At 67.1% G+C, this 18,746-nt stretch carries 19 protein-coding genes; 13 read left to right on the top strand and 6 right to left on the bottom strand.

What is annotated here, in order from left to right; all coding sequences use genetic code 11:
- Positions 1-54: 54 nt before the first annotated feature.
- Together WDLP6_RS03330 and WDLP6_RS03335 are read left to right on the top strand one after the other, a co-directional pair.
- On the top strand, positions 55-1,239 hold the full coding sequence (locus WDLP6_RS03330) for a M20 aminoacylase family protein (RefSeq protein WP_162591196.1): 1,185 nt from the start codon (positions 55-57) through the stop codon (positions 1,237-1,239).
- The gene (locus WDLP6_RS03335; RefSeq protein ID WP_162591197.1) at positions 1,236-2,342 is read left to right on the top strand and encodes a M14 family metallopeptidase; all 1,107 of its coding nucleotides are present in this window, start codon (positions 1,236-1,238) and stop codon (positions 2,340-2,342) included. The genes WDLP6_RS03330 and WDLP6_RS03335 overlap by 4 nt, the downstream gene beginning before the upstream one ends.
- Here WDLP6_RS03335 and WDLP6_RS03340 read toward each other — a convergent pair.
- Positions 2,339-3,466, bottom strand: a complete 1,128-nt coding sequence (locus WDLP6_RS03340) for an ABC transporter substrate-binding protein (RefSeq protein ID WP_162591198.1) — start codon at positions 3,464-3,466, stop codon at positions 2,339-2,341. The two genes, WDLP6_RS03335 and WDLP6_RS03340, sit on opposite strands and share 4 nt — an antisense overlap.
- 48 nt (positions 3,467-3,514) lie before the next feature.
- On the opposite strand from WDLP6_RS03340, the gene WDLP6_RS03345 reads away from it, so the two are divergent.
- From WDLP6_RS03345 to WDLP6_RS03360, 4 genes are read left to right on the top strand one after another with little or no spacing between them, the layout of a single operon-like run.
- The gene (locus WDLP6_RS03345; RefSeq protein WP_162591199.1) at positions 3,515-5,572 is read left to right on the top strand and encodes a molybdopterin-containing oxidoreductase family protein; all 2,058 of its coding nucleotides are present in this window, start codon (positions 3,515-3,517) and stop codon (positions 5,570-5,572) included.
- Positions 5,569-6,726 carry an aminopeptidase gene (locus tag WDLP6_RS03350; RefSeq protein ID WP_162591200.1) on the top strand — a complete coding sequence of 386 codons (1,158 nt, stop codon included), beginning with the start codon at positions 5,569-5,571 and terminating at the stop codon, positions 6,724-6,726. The genes WDLP6_RS03345 and WDLP6_RS03350 overlap by 4 nt, the downstream gene beginning before the upstream one ends.
- On the top strand, positions 6,719-7,063 hold the full coding sequence (locus WDLP6_RS03355) for a polyhydroxyalkanoic acid system family protein (RefSeq protein WP_162565783.1): 345 nt from the start codon (positions 6,719-6,721) through the stop codon (positions 7,061-7,063). The genes WDLP6_RS03350 and WDLP6_RS03355 overlap by 8 nt, the downstream gene beginning before the upstream one ends.
- The gene (locus WDLP6_RS03360) at positions 7,060-8,301 is read left to right on the top strand and encodes a CaiB/BaiF CoA transferase family protein (RefSeq protein WP_162591201.1); all 1,242 of its coding nucleotides are present in this window, start codon (positions 7,060-7,062) and stop codon (positions 8,299-8,301) included. Before WDLP6_RS03355 ends, WDLP6_RS03360 begins: the two co-directional genes overlap by 4 nt.
- Positions 8,302-8,317: 16 nt before the next feature.
- On the opposite strand, the gene WDLP6_RS03365 is transcribed toward WDLP6_RS03360, so the two are convergent.
- The 5 genes from WDLP6_RS03365 to WDLP6_RS03385 all read right to left on the bottom strand — a co-directional run bounded on the left by WDLP6_RS03365 (position 8,318) and on the right by WDLP6_RS03385 (position 12,600).
- The gene (locus tag WDLP6_RS03365) at positions 8,318-8,572 is read right to left on the bottom strand and encodes an acyl-CoA-binding protein (RefSeq protein WP_162591202.1); all 255 of its coding nucleotides are present in this window, start codon (positions 8,570-8,572) and stop codon (positions 8,318-8,320) included.
- A gap of 60 nt (positions 8,573-8,632) precedes the next feature.
- Complete coding sequence (locus WDLP6_RS03370) at positions 8,633-9,463, bottom strand: hypothetical protein (protein WP_174259843.1); 831 nt, start codon at positions 9,461-9,463, stop codon at positions 8,633-8,635.
- An 11-nt stretch (positions 9,464-9,474) separates the two neighbouring features.
- Complete coding sequence (locus tag WDLP6_RS03375; protein WP_162591203.1) at positions 9,475-10,149, bottom strand: TetR/AcrR family transcriptional regulator; 675 nt, start codon at positions 10,147-10,149, stop codon at positions 9,475-9,477.
- Between the two features lie 113 nt (positions 10,150-10,262).
- On the bottom strand, positions 10,263-10,775 hold the full coding sequence (locus WDLP6_RS03380) for a phasin family protein (RefSeq protein ID WP_162591204.1): 513 nt from the start codon (positions 10,773-10,775) through the stop codon (positions 10,263-10,265).
- Positions 10,776-10,851: 76 nt separating this feature from the next.
- Positions 10,852-12,600 (bottom strand): hypothetical protein, encoded by a 1,749-nt coding sequence (locus WDLP6_RS03385; RefSeq protein ID WP_162591205.1) that lies wholly within the window; start codon positions 12,598-12,600, stop codon positions 10,852-10,854.
- 226 nt (positions 12,601-12,826) lie between these two features.
- On the opposite strand from WDLP6_RS03385, the gene rfbB reads away from it, so the two are divergent.
- Genes rfbB through WDLP6_RS03420 form a run of 7 tightly spaced genes read left to right on the top strand, consistent with a single transcriptional unit; the run spans position 12,827 to position 18,743 of the window.
- Positions 12,827-13,906 carry a dTDP-glucose 4,6-dehydratase gene (gene rfbB, locus WDLP6_RS03390; protein ID WP_162591206.1) on the top strand — a complete coding sequence of 360 codons (1,080 nt, stop codon included), beginning with the start codon at positions 12,827-12,829 and terminating at the stop codon, positions 13,904-13,906.
- Complete coding sequence (gene rfbD, locus WDLP6_RS03395; protein ID WP_162591207.1) at positions 13,903-14,793, top strand: dTDP-4-dehydrorhamnose reductase; 891 nt, start codon at positions 13,903-13,905, stop codon at positions 14,791-14,793. The genes rfbB and rfbD overlap by 4 nt, the downstream gene beginning before the upstream one ends.
- A gap of 31 nt (positions 14,794-14,824) precedes the next feature.
- Positions 14,825-15,712, top strand: coding sequence for a glucose-1-phosphate thymidylyltransferase RfbA (rfbA, locus tag WDLP6_RS03400; RefSeq protein ID WP_162591208.1), 888 nt, complete (start codon positions 14,825-14,827; stop codon positions 15,710-15,712).
- Entirely contained in the window at positions 15,709-16,266 is a 558-nt protein-coding gene (gene rfbC, locus WDLP6_RS03405; RefSeq protein WP_162565792.1) for a dTDP-4-dehydrorhamnose 3,5-epimerase, read from the top strand. The genes rfbA and rfbC overlap by 4 nt, the downstream gene beginning before the upstream one ends.
- 16 nt (positions 16,267-16,282) lie before the next feature.
- Positions 16,283-16,981 (top strand): WbqC family protein, encoded by a 699-nt coding sequence (locus tag WDLP6_RS03410; protein ID WP_162591209.1) that lies wholly within the window; start codon positions 16,283-16,285, stop codon positions 16,979-16,981.
- Complete coding sequence (locus tag WDLP6_RS03415) at positions 16,978-17,922, top strand: glycosyltransferase family 2 protein (RefSeq protein ID WP_162591210.1); 945 nt, start codon at positions 16,978-16,980, stop codon at positions 17,920-17,922. Before WDLP6_RS03410 ends, WDLP6_RS03415 begins: the two co-directional genes overlap by 4 nt.
- Positions 17,919-18,743, top strand: a complete 825-nt coding sequence (locus WDLP6_RS03420; protein WP_162591211.1) for a phytanoyl-CoA dioxygenase family protein — start codon at positions 17,919-17,921, stop codon at positions 18,741-18,743. The genes WDLP6_RS03415 and WDLP6_RS03420 overlap by 4 nt, the downstream gene beginning before the upstream one ends.
- The last annotated feature ends 3 nt before the right edge of the window (positions 18,744-18,746 follow it).

The raw sequence follows: 18,746 nt of genomic DNA on the forward strand, positions 1-18,746 counted from the left end.
TTCGCACACCCCAGACCTACCCACTTCGTGTGGGAGTGGGCCTAGACTGTGCCCATGAAACTCATCGATTCCCTCGTCACCCAGGCGGCAGGCATCGCTGCGGTCCGACGCGATCTGCACGCCCATCCCGAACTCTGCTTCCAGGAGGTCCGCACCGCCGACGTGGTGGCGGCCAAGCTCACCGAGTGGGGCATTCCGATCCATCGCGGGCTCGGCACCACCGGCGTCATCGGCATCGTCAAGAACGGCAGCAGCGGCCGCGCCGTCGGGCTGCGCGCCGACATGGACGCGCTGCCGGTCACGGAACTCAACACCTTCGCCCATGCGAGCCAGCACAAGGGCAAGATGCACGCCTGCGGCCACGACGGGCACACCGCCATGCTGCTGGCGGCGGCGCAGCATCTGGCCAAGCACCGCAATTTCGACGGCACGGTCTACCTGATCTTCCAGCCGGCCGAGGAGGGCGGCGGCGGCGCGCGCGAGATGGTCAAGGAGGGGCTCTTCGAGCAGTTCCCGATGGACGCCGTGTTCGGCATGCACAACTGGCCGGGGATGAAGGTCGGGCAGTTCGCGGTCAGCCCGGGGCCGGCGATGGCGTCGAGCAACGAGTTCTTCGTCACCATCCGGGGCAAGGGCGGCCATGCTGCGCTGCCGCACACGGGCGTCGATCCGGTGCTGGTGGCCTGCGAGATCGTGCAGGCCTTCCAGGCCATCATCACGCGCAACAAGAAACCGACCGATGCCGGCGTCATCTCGGTCACCATGATCCATGCGGGCGAGGCCACCAACGTCATTCCCGACACCTGCCAGCTCCAGGGCACGGTGCGCACCTTCTCGCTGGAGGTGCTCGATTTGATCGAGGCGCGCATGCGCCAGGTCGCCGAGCACGTGTGCGCCGCCCACGACGCGCAGTGCGAGTTCCGCTTCCACCGCAACTACCCGCCGACCCTCAACTCCGCCGACGAGGCCCACTTCGCGCGCCGCGTGATGGCCGGCATCGTCGGCGAGGAGAACGTGCTGGTGCAGGACCCGGCGATGACGGCCGAGGACTTCGCCTTCATGCTGCTGGCCAAGCCCGGCGCCTATGCCTTCATCGGCAACGGCGACGGCAGCCACCGCGCCGCGCAGCACGGCGGCGGCCCGTGCATGCTGCACAACGCGAGCTACGACTTCAACGACGATCTGATCCCGCTGGGCGCCACCTGCTGGGTGCGGCTGGCCGAGGAGTTCCTCCAATGATCGGAATTGCCGAAGCCTTCTCGTCGCGCTATGCCCAGGCGCGCCAGAAATTCCTGCAGGCCTGCGCCGACGCGGGGCTGGCCGTGCGCTCGCATGCCCATCCGCTGAAGGGCCGCGACGGCGAAGCGCTGGCGATGGATGTCGCGCTCGACGGCGACGCGGATGCCGAGCGCCTGCTGATCGTCACCAGCGCCTGCCACGGCGTCGAGGGCTACTGCGGCAGCGGCGTCCAGGTGTTCGCGCTGCACGACGCCGAATGGCGCGAGAAGGCCCGCGCGCAAGGCGTGGCGGTGCTGTACGTGCATGCCCTCAATCCCCACGGCTTCTCGCATGGGCGGCGCGTGACGAACGAGAACGTCGACCTGAACCGCAACTTCATCGATTTCTCCCGGCCCGCGCCGGTCAACGCCGCCTATGCGGAACTGCACGCGCTGCTGCTGCCCGAGGTGTGGCCGCCCGATGCCGGCAATCAGGCCGCGATCTCGGCGTGGATCGGGCAGCACGGCGTGACCGCCTACCAGGCCGCAGTGAGCGGCGGCCAGTACCAGTTCGAGGAAGGCCTCTTCTTCGGCGGCAAGTCGCCGACCTGGAGCAACGCGACGCTGCGCGAGGTGCTGCGCGCAGAGGCGCAGGCCGCGCGCAGGCTGGCCTGGATCGACCTGCACACGGGTCTTGGCCCCAGCGGCGTCGGCGAGCGCATCTTCGCCTGCAGCGACGACAAGCCGGCCTACCAGCGCGCCAATGCCTGGTGGGGCACGCCCGCCGCGCCGGTCACCTCGATCTACGACGGCTCCTCGACCTCGGCCTTCCTGACCGGGCTGATGTGGACGGCGATCTACGAGGAATGCCCGCGCGCCGAATACACCGGCATCGCGCTCGAATACGGCACCCTGCCGATCCTGGAGGTGACCGGCGCGCTGCGGGCCGACCACTGGCTGCACAAGCATCCGGAGGCGCCGGCGGAACTGGCCGCGTCGATCCGCGCGCGGATGCTGGAGGCGTTCTACACGGACAGCGACGCCTGGCGCGGCCAGATCATCAGCCAGGCCCGGCAGGCCATGTTCCAGGCGGTGGACGGCCTCGCCGGGAGCGCGGCAGGCTAGGTCCGGACTCTTCCGTCGCCCGTGATCATCGACAGCTCGACGAACTTCGAGGCCACGTGGTTGCGCGGCGAGAACGACACCTCGAAGCCGCCGAACTGCTGGCGGTCGATGCTTTCCAGCCCGGCGATGAAGCCGTCGCGCGAGACCTTGCCCGAGGGCGCGCGCCGCAGGCCTTCGACCAGCACCTTGGCGGCCAGATAGCCTTCCATGCTCGAGTAGTTGGCCTTGGTCGCGCCGTCGGTCTTGCTCGCCGCCTCGACGAACTCGCGCGTGATCGCGTTGGCCGGGCTGTAGGGCGAGGGCACCACCTGCGTCACGACCACGCCGGCGCCGTCCTTGCCGAGTTCGTCCGCCAGCGCCTGGGTACCGACGAAGGACACGTTGAAGAAGGTGCCGCCATAGCCCTCCTTGCGCGCCGCCCGGATGAAGGCGGCGCAGGCCTTGTAGGCGCCCACCTGGACCACCGCATCCGGGCCCTTGGCCGTGATGGTCGCCACCGCCGCCGCGACATCGACCGAATTGCGCTCGACCGTGGCCAGCGCGATGGGCTTCAGGTTGAGCTGGGCGAGCGCGAGATTCACGCCGTCCAGCCCGGCCTTGCCGTAGGCGTCGTTCTGGTAGAACACCGCGATCTTCCTGAGCCCGAGGTTGGTGAGCTGCTTCACGATCACGGCGGTCTCGTCGTTGTACGAGGCGCGCAGGTGGAACACGTTTCTGTGGAAGGGGTCGCGCAGGGCCATGGCGCCGGTGAAGGGCGCGATGAAGGGCAGCTTCGCATCGACGGCCAGCGGCAGCGCGGCGAGGCTGGTGGGCGTGCCGATGTAGCCGAACAGCGAGAACACGTCGTCGTCGATGAACTTCTTCGTGTTGGCGGCGCAGCGATCGGGCTCGTAGCCGTCGTCCAGAAATTTGATCACGACCTCGCGGTGGCCCGGCTGCGCGTTGTACTGATCGAGGTAGAGCTTCGCGCCCTGGTAGAACTGGATGCCGAGTTGCGCGGCCGGCCCGGTGAACGGCGCCGACTGGCCGAGCACGATCGGCGTCTCGGCCTGTGCCCGCGCGATGCCGAAGCCCCCGAGCGCCGCTGCGCCCACGGCGAGTGAAAAGTGCCTGCGATCCATCATCGAAAACCCCTTCACGCGCATCCGCGACGCACAACTTAGACTCGCCCGATGGTTCTTGCCCCGGTCGACGCCATGAACTCCCTCATCCAAGTACGGGGCGCCTGCCCCCATGACTGCCCCGACACCTGCGCGCTCGTGACGACCGTGCAGGACGGGATCGCCGTCAAGCTCCAGGGCAACCCCGCGCATCCGCACACGGCCGGCGTGCTCTGCACCAAGGTCTCGCGCTACATCGAGCGCAACGACCACCCGGAGCGCATCGTTCGACCGCTGAAGCGCTCCGGCCCCAAGGGCAGTGGACGCTTCGAGCCCGTCTCGTGGGAGTCCGCGCTGGATGACATCGCCGCGCAGCTGGAGCGCCACAGACGTAAAAATCCCGAAACGATTGTGCCCTACAGTTACTGCGGCACCATGGGCCTGGTGCAGGGCGAGTCGATGGATCGTCGCTTTTTCCACAAGCTCGGCGCCTCGCTGCTGGACCGGACGATCTGCTCCAGCGCCGGCGGCGAGGCCCTGGGCTACACCCTCGGCGGCAAGGTCGGCATGCGGGTCGAGTTCTTCGCCGAGGCGAAGCTGATCCTGATCTGGGGCAGCAACTCGATCGCCAGCAATCTCCATTTCTGGCGCCATGCGCAGGCCGCCAAGCGCGCCGGCGCCCGGCTGGTGTGCATCGACCCGCGCCGGACCGAGACCGCCGACAAGTGCGACGAGCACCTGGCCCTGCTGCCGGGCACCGACGCCGCGCTGGCGCTGGCGCTGATGCACGAACTGATCGTGAACGACTGGCTCGACCCCGACTACATCGCGCGCCACACCCTGGGCTGGGACGCGCTGCGCGCGCGTGCGCTGCAATGGCCGCCGGCCCGCGCGGCGGCGGTCTGCGGCGTGCCCGAGGCGCAGATCGCGGCGTTGGCGCGCGCCTACGGCACCACGAAGCCGGCGGCGATCCGCCTCAACTACGGCATGCAGCGCGTGCACGGCGGCGGCAATGCCGCGCGGGCCATCGCCTGCCTGCCCGCGCTGGTCGGCGCATGGCGGGATCGGGCGGGCGGCCTGCTGCTGAGCAGCTCGGGCCAGTTCCCGGTGGACCGCGCCGCGCTGCAGCGGCCCGACCTGCTCGCGGGCCGGCGGCCGCGCACCCTCAACATGAGCGCCATCGGCGATGCGTTGCTCGATACGGCGAACCCCGTCGACGCCCTCGTGGTCTACAACAGCAACCCCGTCGCCGTGGCGCCGGATTCGGGCAAGGTGGTGGCGGGCTTCGCGCGCGAGGACCTGTTCACGGTGGTGCTCGAACAGTTCCAGACCGACACCGCCGACTATGCGGACTACGTGCTGCCGGCCACCACGCAGCTCGAGCACTGGGACATCCACACGAGCTATGGCCACACCGACGTGATGCTGAACCGGCCCGCGTTGGCGCCGCGCGGCGAGGCGCGCAGCAATACCTGGGTGTTCCGCGAGCTGGCGCGGCGCATGGGCTTCGTCGAGCCATGTTTCTCCGACGATGACGAGACGCTGTGCCGCCTCGCGTTCGCGCGCGAGGCCTCGATCGACTTCGACCAGCTGATGGCGCAAGGCTTCGTCCGCCTGGACCTGCCCGATGCGCCGTATGCCGAAGGCCGCTTCCCCACGCCCTCGGGCCGCTGCGAATTCTTCAGCGCGCGGCTGGCCGCGCAGGGCCAGGACGGCCTGCCCGACCACGTGCCCAACCATGAGCCGGCGGGCAGTTCCACCGAGTTTCCGCTGGCGATGATTTCCCCGCCGGCGCGCAACTTCCTCAATTCGACCTTCGTCAATGTGCGCAGCCTGCGCGCGATCGAGGGCGAGCCGCTGCTCGAGATCAACGAGGCCGACGCCGCGGCGCGCGGCATCGAGGACGGTGCGACGGTGCGCGTCTTCAACCCGCGCGGCGAGTACCGCTGCCGCGCCGAGATCTCGCGCCGCGCTCGGCCGGGCGTGGTGCACGGCCTCGGCGTCTGGTGGCGCAAGCTCGGGCTCGATGGCACCAACGTCAACCAGCTCACCAGCCAGCGGTTGACCGACATCGGCCGCGGGCCGACCTTCTACGATTGCCTGGTGCAGGTCGAGGCCGCCGCATCATGAGTCGTCGCCGCTGGGCTGCCGCAGCGGCATTGGCCGGCGTTGCGTGCGCGACGCTGCTCGCGGGCTGTGCCGACGCCAGCTACTGCTGGCAGTCGGCCAGCGGCCATCTGAACCTGATGCGGGCCGCGCGCCCGGTGCCGCAGTGGCTGCAGGATCCGTCCACCTCGGCGGCGCTGAAGGCCAAGCTGGAGCTCACGCAACGCATCCGCCGCTTCGCCGTCACCGAACTCGGCCTGCCCGACAACGCGAGCTACACCCGCTATGCCGATCTGCATCGGGCCGCCGCGGTCTGGAACGTGGTCGCCGCGCCGCCGTATTCGCTCACGCTCAAGACCTGGTGCTTTCCGATCGTGGGCTGCGTCGGCTACCGCGGCTACTACGACGAGGCGGCCGCCAAGGCCGAGGCGGCGGCCCAGACGACGCAGGGCCTGGAGGCCGTCGTCTATCCCGTGCCGGCCTATTCGACGCTCGGCTGGATGAACTGGCTCGGCGGTGATCCGCTCCTGTCCACCTTCATCGGCTATCCCGAGGGCGAGCTCGCGCGCATCGTGTTCCACGAACTGGCGCACCAGGTGCTGTACGTGCCCGGCGACACCGTGTTCAACGAGTCCTACGCGACCGCGGTCGAACGCATTGGCGGCGCACGCTGGCTGCGCACCCAGGCCGGTGAGGCCGCGCGCGCGGAATACGCGCAGTTCGATGCGCAGCGCCAGCAGTTCCGCGCGCTGGCCGCCGACACGCGGCGCGTGCTGTCCGGCATCTACGATTCCAGGGAAGCGAAGGCGCAGGACTGGCCGGCCGTCGAGGCCCGCAAGAAGGCCGCGATGGACGCGTTCCGCCGCCGCTACGCCGCCTTGCGCGCCGCCTGGACCGGCCCGCGCCAGGGCGCCTACGATGGCTGGGTCGCGCGCGCCAACAACGCCCTGTTCGGCGCCCAGGCCGCCTACGACGACCTGGTGCCCGCATTCGAAGCGCTGTTCGAGCACGAGGACGAGAACTGGCCGCGCTTCTATGCCGAGGTCAAGCGCCTGGCGGCGCTGCCGCAGGACGAGCGCGTGCCGGCGCTGAAGGCGGAGACCGCCGCCGCGTCCACGGCCGCGCGGCCGGCCCCGGATTCCGACAACCACAACAACCATGGAGGCCCCGGTGCCTGATATCCACATCGAACGACAGCACACGCTGGGACTGGCTGCCGCCCGCGGCATCGCCCGGCAATGGGTGCAGAAGGCCGAGCAGGATTACGGTGTGGCATGCAGCTACGACGAAGGCGAGCGCTGCGACCTCGCCCGGTTCTCGCGCGCCGGCATCGACGGCACCTGCGAGGTCACGGCCGACACCATCACCCTCCGTGCGACGCTGGGCTTTCTCTACAGCAGCTTCAGCGAGCAGATCGAGCAGCGCCTGACGCAGAACCTCGACGCGCTGATGGGCACCGGCACCGACGACGCATCCGTCGACGACGACGCCTACAACGACAAAGACTGGAAGTGAACAGCAGCCCCGCAACGGCGCCCCCCGCGGCCGGGCCGCTCGCCGGGCTCAAGGTGATCGAGCTCGGCCAGTTGATCGCCGGCCCCTTCGCGGCCCGCACGCTGGCGGACTTCGGCGCCGAGGTGATCAAGATCGAGGCACCGCGGGGCGGCGACCCGCTGCGCCAGTGGCGCCTGCTGAAGGACGGCACCTCGGTCTGGTGGCAGGTGCAGTCGCGCAACAAGCGCTCGCTCGCGCTCGACCTGCGCGAGCCCGAGGCGCAGGCGATCGTGCGTCAGCTGGCGGCCGATGCCGACGTGCTGATCGAGAACTTCCGCCCGGGCGCGATGGAGGGCTGGGGGCTCGGCCCCGACGAACTGCTGGCGGCCAACCCGGCGCTGGTGATGCTGCGCATCAGCGGCTACGGTCAGACCGGCCCGTACCGCGACCGGCCCGGCTTCGGCGTCGTGGCCGAGGCGATGGGCGGGCTGCGTCATCTCACCGGCGAGCCGGGCCGTGCGCCGGTGCGCGTGGGCGTCTCGATCGGCGACACGCTGGCCTCGCTGCACGGCGTGATCGGCGTGCTGCTGGCGCTGCAGCATCGCCGCGCGACGGTGAGCGTGCAGCATCCGCGCGGATGCGGACAGGTGATCGATGTCGCGCTCTACGAGGCCGTCTTCAACTGCATGGAAAGCCTGCTGCCCGAGTACAGCGCGTTCGGCGCCGTGCGCGAGGCCGCCGGCAGCGCGCTGCCGGGCATCGCACCGACCAACGCCTACCGCTGTGCCGACGGCGGCTACGCGATCGTCGCGGGCAACGGCGACAGCATCTTCCGCCGGCTCATGCGCTGCATCGGCCGCGACGATCTGGCAGCCGACCCCGCGCTGGCCGACAACGCGGGCCGCGTGGCGCAGGTGGCGACGCTCGACGCGGCGATCGGCGCCTGGACCGCCACGCGCACGGTCGATGCCGTGCTCGATGCCCTGGCCGCGGCGCAGGTGCCGGCCGGCCGCATCTACACCATCGCCGACATCGCCGCCGATCCGCACTACGCGGCGCGCGGCATGCTGCGGCAGGTCGAGATGGCCGACGGCAGTGCGCTTGCGGTGCCGGGCTTCGTGCCGAAGCTCTCGCTGACGCCGGCCGCGCATCGGCGCAACGCGCCGGCACTGGGCGAAGACACCGATGCGGTGCTGCGCGAAGTGGGATTGAGCGAAGCGCAGATCGCCGCGCTGCGCGAGCGGGGCATCGTCGGCTAGCGCGCCGCGGCGCGCGTCAGCGCAGCGACTCGATCAGGTCCACGTAGGCCTGCTTGGCCTCGTCGGCGCCGAGGCCCTTGCGGGTGGTCCAGGCCTCCCATTTGGCGCGCGCGACGATGTCGCCGAAGCTCGGCTTCTTCTCGGTGTTGTCGCCGGCCGTGGCCTGCTTGAAGAGCCCGTAGATCTTGAGCAGCGTCGGGTTGTCGGGGCGCTCGGCGAGCAGTTTGGCGTTGGCCTGGGCGGTTTCGAACAGGGCGTTCAGATCGGACATGCGGGCATCGTCGTCAGGAAAAGGAGCCGCATCTTAAGGCGCTGCCGCCGCCGATCGAACTCAGTCGAAGAGCCCGGCGCGCGCCAGTTCCACGTCGAGCCGCTCGCGCGCATCGGCCGGCTCCAGCGCCGAGGCCCGCTCGTAGAGCCGCGTGGCCTCGGCCATGCGCGAATCGCCGTGCAGCATCAGCAGGCCGCGGCCGTACTCCATCAGCGCGCAGGCCGAATGGGGATGGAGCTGCAGCCCGCGCTCGAAGAGCTGGATGGCGGTCTCGGTGCGCACGCCGTAGGTCATGCGGCCCACCAGCACGCCGACCTTGTCGATCACCTCGGCGTGGAACGAGGCGAGCGCGATGTGCGCGTCGGCGTGGTGCGGTTGCAGCGCGATCACGCGTTCGAGTGCATTCTTGACCTTGCCGCCCAGGCCCTGCGCCAGCGCGCGCGCGACGCTGATGCCCTGGCTGTAGCGTCCCAGCGCGTAGGCCTGCCAGTAGAGCGCCTGGCAGTTCTCGGGCTCTTCGCCGGATTGCGCGGTGGCACGTTCGGCCACCTGCCTGAACAGCGCCAGCCGCACCGCTTCGCGCGGCTCGAGGTAGTTGGCATAGATGGCCGTCGCCTGGTTGGCGAGCGCGAGCCCGTCGTGGCCGTGCTGCAGGCCGATGGCGGCGGCGCGCTCGAAGTCGCCGCCGTGGTAGTGGGCCCAGCCCTCCGCCAGCGGTCCGGGCGCGGGCGGCTGCAGGCCCTGGCCTGCGTGCAGCCGCGTCCATTGCGCGAGCAGCGAGGCGGCGTCGAAGCGGGGCACGTCCTGGTATGGGAGCCGGGTCCACGGTTGGGCATCGGCCGCCTGGTCGGCCGGCAGCAGCGAGAGAGGTTGAAGATCCGGAGGGGGCATGCGTGGACGTGTCAGACCGTTGCAGGTTGATCTTCGCCGGAATAGGCATTGCTCAGCGTCAGCAGATGCCGCCGCTGTTCGGTCGCAAGGTAGGGCGCCAGCAGGTGCAGCGTATGGTGCGCGCCGCGCAGCAGCGCGCCCTGCGCGTGCGCGGGCTCCAGCGCCTCGCGCGGATTGCGCACGTACTCGTAGCTGAGCCAGTAGGTCAGCACCACCACCATGCTTTGAGCCAGCGGGTCGACCTCGTGCACATCGATGTCGAGGTGCCCGGCGTGGCTCATGCCCGCGAGCAAGGCGCGGATGGCGCGCGCCTTGTTCTTCAGCACCAGCTGGAACTGGGTCTCGAGATGCCGGTTCTTGCTCAGCAGGTCGTTCAGGTCGCGGTAGAGAAAGCGGTAGCGCCAGATCAGCTCGAACAGGCTGTGCATGAAGAACCACGCATCCTCGACGTCGTGCACGCCTTCGCTTGCGTGCAGCAACTCGTTGAGCTCGGTCTCGTAGCCCTCGTAGAGCCGGTTGATCAGCTCGTCCTTGGCGGGATAGTGGTAGTAGAGATTGCCCGGGCTGATGTTGAGCTCGCCCGCCACCAGCGTCGTCGAGACGTTCGGCTCCCCGAAGCGGTTGAACAGGTCAAGCGCGGCTTCGAGGATGCGTTGCGCAGTGCGGCGTGGCGCTTTCTTGGCCATGTCGTAGCCCCTGGTTGTCTCTGGGGGCACTCTAGCGCAAGTCCCGGGCGGCCGGGCAATCGATGTCGAAGGTCGATGGCGGCCGGGGACAGTCAGGCGATGCTCAGGACGCCTCAGGTACCCGAACTGCCGCGCGTTGCGCGGCGCCGCAGGGGCTTGGCCGCGGCGGCATCGCTCGACTTGCGTGCCGCGGTCTTGCGTGCCGGTCGAGGCGCTGCATGGCCCGCCGTATCCGTGCGCCGCAGCTGGGCTTCGAGCGCTTCCACGCGCGCCTGCAGCGCGGCCATCTGCTCGGCCGAAGGCGTGCCGAGCTTGTCGAGCGCGCGTGCCACGCGGTCTTCGAAGATGGTCTCGAGCTTGCCCCAGCCGCCCGCGGCCTTGGTGCCGAACTCGCTGGCGAGGCCGGCCATGCGGGCCTGCGCCTGGGCCAGCGTTTCCTCGGCGGCGCGCTGGGTCTTTTTCTGCACGCCGGCGCCGTCTTTCACCAGCGCTTCGAAAGCCTTGCTGCCTTCCTGCTGCATCTTGGCGAAGGCGCCGAGGCCGGCCAGCCAGATCTGCTGGGCCGAGTCCTTGATGCGATCGGCGGCCGCGGTGGCCTCTTCGTTCTTGGGGTTGGGCTTTTCCATGGATGTGATCTCGGTGGGCGAAGCATTCGACTTTAGGCCACGGGGCGGCCCATTGTTAGAGCGGGATGCCCATGCGTCAGCCGCGATGCTGCCGCAGCAGCAGATGGAGGTCGTCGCGGACCCACTCGACCGGGGTCGTGAGGGTGCTCTTGATCTGGGTCCATTGCGCCGCGCCGGTCACTTCGGCTTCGGGATCGGCGCTGCTGGCGCGCAGCAGCGCAGAGCTGAACACGCCCAGGAAGATGAGCGCCGCCATGACCGCGATGGCCGAGGCGGCCGAGGGCATCGCGGCGCTGGCCGCCGGACTTGCGGTCGGCCGCACGCCCAGGCGCTGCAGCTCGAAGCTTGCGCGTCCATCGCCGGCCATCTCGAACTCGAGCACGAGCACGCGCGGCGCAGGGTCCGCATTCAGGCGGATCGAGAGGTCGAGGCGCACCTTGGCTCGCACGCCGCCGCCCGGCATCGCCTGCACGTCGGCACGGTGCCCGTCGATCCAGGCACGCACGAGCGGCCGCCGTGCCGCTGCCGGCGCGGACAGCAGGCCTTCGACATGCGCGTGAAGAAAAGAGGCGCCGGCCAGGGATCCGGCCTCCAGCGGGATGACGACGCAGGCGCGTTCGCCGGCAGTCAGCACCCCGACGCCGTCGATCGTGCGCCAGCCGAAGCTGAGCCAGTTCCGCGCCGGTCCGGCGGCCCGCAGATCGTGGACCGCGCCGAGCGTCGGCACGGGTGGCGTGACCAGCCCCGGGTTTTGCGCATCCCGCCCCCAGCGCAGGGCGAACGCGCGGTCCAGCGCGTCGTCCGGAAAGCGGGATGCGCGCGGCGGCATGTCGGACGCGCCGGCGACGATGCCGGCGAGCGCTTCGAGCGACATGATGCCCGGGCCGACCGGCATCCAGTCCGAGCAGCTTGCCGGCAGGTGGCCGCGGCTGTTCCTGTCGGAGGCAATCAGGTGCACGGCCGGCTTCATGAAGTAGGTCGCCTCGTGCAGCGCGCCCGACGAGAGTCCGCAGACGAATTCGACGTTGTCCGCGCACAGCAGCGCGTAGATGTTGGCGTCGGTCCAGGCCGTGTTGGGGATCGGGGCCGCGAGTTCGGCGAGGTGCCGCAGGTCGGGCTCGTAGGGGTGCGGCTTGATCACCAGGAGATCGACGCTCCGGGCCAGCTCCCGCACCGGGTCGAGCACCTCGATCGGGCGCGCGATCCTGCCGTCGCGCACCAGCGCCAGGTCGATCGCGCTCTGGCCGCAGAACAGCCCGACACGCAGCCCGCGGTGGAAGAGCTGCGAGGCGCTGCGGCGCGAGAAGTAGCCGTGCGTCGCGGTGGCTTCGTTCCAGAACGCTTCCTCGTCGATGCGCCAGCCCGCGAGTACGGCTTCGATCTGCCGATCGTTGGTGCGCGCGCAGAAGGCCAGGTGCGATGCGAAACGGACCGGCGAGATCTCGATGTCGATGAAGGAGGCGCCCTGCCGGTCGACCCAATGCATGAGGGAGGGCGGCATGCCCCAGCCGATCACCAACTGGCGCGGCGCGAGCCGGGGCAGCAGTCCCGCGTCCAGCAGCGGCGCCAGGTCCGCCGCGCAGGTGCGGGCCCAGCCCGCCGCGCTGCGCGGCAGCGCCAGCGCATCCATCATCGCGCCGACGTCGAGCGTACCGCCTTCGGAGCGGGCATGGACCTCCCGGCACTGGAGGCCGAGCCGTCCGGCCGGCAGCCCGAAGGCCTTGAAAAGAAATTGCCGGTTCGCCGGATACGACGGCAATGCGTTGTCGGGCGAGCGAAAGAAATTGTCGACGAACACGATTTCGTCGAAGCGCATGCCGCTCATGGTTCCATCCTCGAAGGTCGGTCTTCGCCGTTTTTCACGGCTTTGCAATTTCGGAGCCGGCGCCGATGCATCGAGTTCCAGGCTTTACCGTTGCTTAACCAAGGGCCGCCTCCAATGACGCGAGCCTGACAATGCCGTCAGCGTGGCGGCCCATCCCGAGGGCGATGAGATAATCCCGCCCGATCGTCGGCGGGCGGTCGTTCATTCCAAACTGCAGGGAATCCGCATGATCCTCGTGACCGGCGGCGCCGGCTTCATCGGCGCCAATTTCGTACTCGACTGGCTCGCCCACGGCGATGAAGCGGTCGTCAACCTCGACAAGCTCACCTATGCCGGCAATCTCGAGACCCTGGCGTCGCTGAAGGACAACCCGAAGCACGTCTTCGTGCAGGGCGACATCGGCGACAGCGCCCTGGTCGACCGCCTGCTGGCCGAGCACCGGCCGCGCGCGGTCGTCAACTTCGCGGCCGAGTCGCATGTCGACCGCTCGATCCATGGGCCCGAGGACTTCGTGCAGACCAACGTGCTCGGCACCTTCCGCCTGCTCGAATCCGTGCGCGGCCACTGGAGCGCATTGCCGGCCGATGCGAAAGCGGCGTTCCGCCTGCTGCATGTCTCGACCGACGAGGTCTACGGTTCGCTGTCCGCCAAGGACCCTGCCTTCACCGAAGAGAACAAGTACGAGCCCAACAGCCCTTACTCGGCCAGCAAGGCCGCGAGCGACCACCTGGTGCGCGCCTGGCATCACACCTACGGCCTGCCGGTGCTCACGACCAACTGCTCCAACAACTACGGCCCCTTCCATTTCCCCGAGAAGCTCATCCCGCTGATGATCGTCAACGCGCTCGCCGGCAAGTCGCTGCCGGTGTACGGCGACGGCATGCAGGTGCGCGACTGGCTCTATGTCAAGGACCATTGCAGCGCGATTCGCCGTGTGCTCGAAGCGGGCCGACTCGGCGAGACCTACAACGTCGGCGGCTGGAACGAGAAGCCCAACATCGACATCGTCAACACGGTCTGTGCGCTGCTCGACGAACTGCGCCCGCGCGCCGACGGCAAGCCCTACCGCGAACAGATCACCTATGTGACCGACCGTCCCGGCCACGACCGCCGCTACGCGATCGACGCGCGCAAGCTCGAACGCGAACTCGGCTGGAAGCCGGCCGAGACCTTCGACACCGGCATCCGCAAGACCGTCGAGTGGTACCTGGCCCACGGCGAATGGGTGCGCAACGTGCAAAGCGGCGCCTACCGCGACTGGGTGCAGAAGCACTACGACGCGGCACCCGCAAAGGCCGCGGCATGAAGCTGCTGCTGCTCGGCAAGGGCGGCCAGGTCGGCTGGGAGCTGCAGCGCAGCCTGGCGCCGCTGGGCGAATTGGTGGCGCTGGATTTCGACAGCACCGAGCTGCACGCCGACTTCAGCCATCCCGAGCAACTGGCGGACACCGTGCGCCAGGTGCGGCCCGACGTGATCGTCAATGCCGCGGCGCACACCGCCGTCGACAAGGCCGAGAGCGAGCCCGATGTCGCGCGCAAGCTCAACGCGACATCGCCGGGCGTGGTCGCCGAAGCGGCGCAGCAGGTCGGTGCCCTGATGGTTCACTATTCCACCGACTACGTGTTCGACGGCAGCGGCAGCACGCCGTGGCGCGAAGACGATGCCACCGGCCCGCTGAGCGTGTACGGCAGCACCAAGCTCGAAGGCGAGCAACTGGTGGCCGCGCACTGTGCACGGCATCTGATCCTTCGCACCAGCTGGGTCTACGCGGCGCGCGGCGGCAACTTCGCCAAGACCATGCTGCGACTGGCCAAGGAGCGCGAGCGGCTCACCGTCATCGACGACCAGTTCGGCGCGCCGACCGGCGCCGAACTGCTGGCCGATGTGACCGCCCATGCGATCCGGGACATCTTGCGCGATCCGGCCAAAGTAGGGCTCTATCACGTGGTCGCCGACGGCGAGACCACCTGGCATGGCTACGCGCGCTTCGTGCTCGAACAGGCCGAGGCCGCGGGCGTTGCGCTCAAGGCATCGCCCGCCGCAGTAGACCCCGTGCCGACCAGCGCCTTTCCGACGCCGGCAGTGCGCCCGCACAATTCGCGGCTCGACACGAGCAAATTCCAATCGACCTTCGGACTCCGCCTGCCGCCCTGGCAGGAAGGCGTCGCGCGCATGCTGCGCGAGACGCTCTGAGCTTCACGCAGACAGAGAAGACCACGACAACATGACGCAACGCAAAGGCATCATCCTGGCCGGCGGCTCCGGCACGCGGCTGCATCCCGCCACGCTCGCGATGAGCAAGCAGCTGCTGCCGGTGTACGACAAGCCGATGATCTACTACCCGCTGAGCACCCTGATGCTCGGCGGCATGCGCGACATCCTGATCATCAGCACGCCGCAGGACACGCCGCGCTTCCAGCAGCTGCTGGGCGACGGCAGCCAATGGGGCATCAACCTGCAATATGCGGTGCAGCCGAGCCCGGACGGCCTGGCGCAGGCCTTCCTCATCGGCGACAAGTTCATCGGGGATGCGCCGAGCGCGCTGGTGCTGGGGGACAACATCTTCTACGGACATGACTTCGTGCATCTGCTCTCCGATGCCGATACGAAGCAGGCCGGCGCCACCGTGTTCGCCTACCACGTGCACGATCCCGAGCGCTACGGCGTGGTGGCCTTCGATGCCAACGGCAAGGCCAGCAGCATCGAGGAAAAGCCAGCCAGGCCCAAGAGCAGCTATGCGGTGACGGGGCTCTATTTCTACGACAACCAGGTCATCGACATTGCGAAGGCCGTGAAGCCGAGTGCGCGGGGCGAGCTGGAAATCACGGCGGTGAACCAGGCGTATCTCGATCGCGATCAGCTCAATGTGCAGATCATGCAGCGCGGCTATGCGTGGCTGGATACGGGGACGCACGAGAGCCTGCTGGAGGCCGGGCAATTCATCGCGACGCTGGAGCATCGGCAGGGGTTGAAGATTGCTTGCCCGGAGGAGATTGCGTGGCGGCATGGGTTCATCGATGCAGAGCAATTGACGAAGCTTGCCGCGCCGCTGGAGAAGAGCGGGTATGGCAAGTACCTGAACCACCTTTTGGCTGAAGAGGTCCGGTCATGAAAGTGACGCCTACCGCGATTCCGGACGTGCTCGTCATCGAGCCCAAGGTGTTCGGCGATGCGCGCGGATTCTTTTTCGAGAGCTTCAATCAGAAGGCATTCGACGAGGCGATCGGGCGGCATGTGGAGTTCGTGCAGGACAACCATTCGCGATCTGCCAAGGGTGTGCTGAGAGGGTTGCACTATCAGATCAAGCAAACGCAGGGGAAGCTGGTGCGGGTCGTGCGCGGGGCTGCGTATGACGTGGCGGTGGACATTCGCAAGTCGTCGCCGACTTTCGGGCAATGGGTGGGGGTCGAGTTGAGCGAGGAGAGCCAGAAGCAACTGTGGGTGCCCGAAGGCTTCGCGCATGGCTTCTTGGTGGTGAGCGAGTCAGCGGACTTTCTGTACAAAGCGACGGACTTCTATGCCCCGCAGTACGAGCGCGCGATTCGCTGGAACGATCCCAAGTTGGGTATTCAATGGCCCGATACGGGTGCGCCCCCGCAACTGTCAGCGAAAGATCAACAGGCGGTGACGCTTGAAGTTGCCGAGCACTTCGTTGAAATTAGATGAGATTGCAATCGACACAATGAGAAAGATCGCAATCGTTCAATCCAATTACATCCCCTGGAAGGGATACTTCGATCTGATTGCGCGGGTCGACGAATTCGTGCTGTACGACGACATGCAGTACACGCGTCGAGACTGGCGCAATCGCAATCAGATCAAGACGCCGCAAGGCCTCCACTGGCTTACCGTCCCCGTCATAGCCAAGGGCAAGTACACGCAAAAGATCAAGGACACCGAGATCGATGGCACGGCATGGGCCGAACTTCATTGGAAAGCCTTCGAGCAAAACTACAAGCGCGCGGCCTGCTTCAACGAGGTTGCAGACTGGCTTGCGCCATACTATTTTTCCAGCGATGTGCCGACGCACTTGTCGGTCCTCAATCGCCGTTTGATCGAGGCGATCTGCGGTTATCTTAAGATCGAGACCAAGATCAGCAGTTCGTCCGACTACGCGCTGAGCGAAGGCAAGACCGAACGGCTGGCGGACATTTGCGTTCAGGCTGGCGCCAGCGAATACTTCTCAGGTCCGTCCGCAAGGGACTATGTCGACGAATCGATCTTTGCGCAGCGTGGCATCGGCTTGCATTGGTTCGACTATTCGGGCTATGGCGAGTATCCACAACTGTGGGGCGAATTCACGCACGAGGTGACCATACTCGACCTTCTGTTCAACTGCGGTCGGGAAGCGCCGGGCTTCATGAGGTACATCGGCAAATGAAGCTGTCCATCGTCGCAACGCTCTATCAGTCCGAGCCGTATATCGCTGAATTCCACCAGCGCGCGAGCGCTGCTGCGCACGAGATCGCTGGCGAGGACTACGAAATCGTCCTCGTCAATGACGGATCTCCAGACCGAAGCCTCGATATGGCGGTGCAGCTCACTCAAGAGGACTCGCATGTAGTCGTCATTGACTTGTCGCGCAACTTCGGGCATCACAAGGCCATGATGACCGGACTTGATGTAGCCATCGGAGACTTCGTCTTCCTGATTGACAGCGATCTAGAGGAGGAGCCCGAATGGCTCTTGTCCTTTTCGCGCCAGTTGGCTGAGGATGCCAGCGATGTGGTCTATGGAGTGCAAGCGAAACGCAAGGGCGGCAGCGTTGAGCGGGTGACGGGAGCGGCGTTCTACAAGCTGTTCCGATTGCTCACCGGCATTGCGCAACCTGACAACATCGTGACTGCACGCCTGATGACTCGTCGATATGTCGATGCCCTTCTTCGGCATCGCGAGCGGGAGCTGAACATCGGCGGGCTCTGGATCATCACGGGTTTCCGGCAAACGCGTCGCATGGTCCAGAAGCGTTCGTCGAGCCCGACCACCTATTCGCTGTCGCGAAAAATCAGTCACCTGGTCAATGCGGTCACTGCGTTCAGCAGCCTGCCGCTGGTCTTTACTTTCTATTCAGGCTTGCTGATCTCGGTCTCCGCGCTGGTCTATATCCTGTATCTGTTGTTGCGCTACTTCTCGGCCTCGTCTCCACCCGATGGCTACACCTCGATCGTTGCGTCGATCTGGCTGTTTTCAGGTCTCATCATTTCCTTCCTGGGTGTACAAGGTATCTACATTGCCAAGATCTTCTCCGAGGTCAAGCAGCGTCCTTACACCATTGTTCGAGAGATCATTGCCTCGAACCCGGAACGAGGGACCATTCGATGAGCGTCCGAACTTTCGAGAATGTTCCATCGGACTTCTATGGCGTCTTGCAGCAATCGAAGGTCGACACGCTGCTTGATGAAGCCATCGAGCAGGTTCGTGCGCTCGGCTATGCGGTCATCGATGCCGAATACGCCGAGAAAGAAATAAAGCACATTGCCGACGCCTTCGAAATCGTTCGCGAGAGCTACGTAAGGCACCACGGCGCAGCGCTGCTGCGGGAGATCGACGAATACAACAACATCCGTTTGCTGGTGAGCCACGGAGGCGGGATCTTCCTGCGTTTGGCCACGAATCCGATCCTTCTTCGTGCCGTGCAACAGCTCATCGTCGGAAAGTTCGTGCTGAACCAGCAGAACGGCGTCGTCAATCCCCCGAAGGAGCGCTACAACCAAGGGGCTTGGCATCGAGATCTGCCTTATCAGCATTTCGTATCGTCCACGCCGCTCGCGGTCAATGCACTGTATTGCATCGATGACTTCACGCGGGAGAACGGTGCAACTTTCGTGCTTCCGGCGTCGCACAAGCTGGCCGCATTGGCTTCGCCAGAGTACATCCGTAAGAATGCCGTGCAGATCGAAGCGAAGGCCGGCCAATTCATTCTGCTGGATGCCATGGTTTTCCATTCCGGCGGATTCAACGGCAGTGACCATGAGCGGCGGGCGGTCAACCACGTCTTCAACATTCCGTATTTCAAGCAGCAGATCCGCATCCCCGGCAACCTGGATGTCGCCGGACTCTCGCCCTTCGAGCAGGAGCTCTTGGGGTTCAAGTTCCAGGAGCCTGCGTCGGTGGCCGAATTTCTTGCCGAGCGCAAGCGCTGAAGA

The sequence above is a fragment of the Variovorax sp. PBL-E5 genome, from assembly GCF_901827185.1.
Lineage (GTDB): Bacteria > Pseudomonadota > Gammaproteobacteria > Burkholderiales > Burkholderiaceae_C > Variovorax.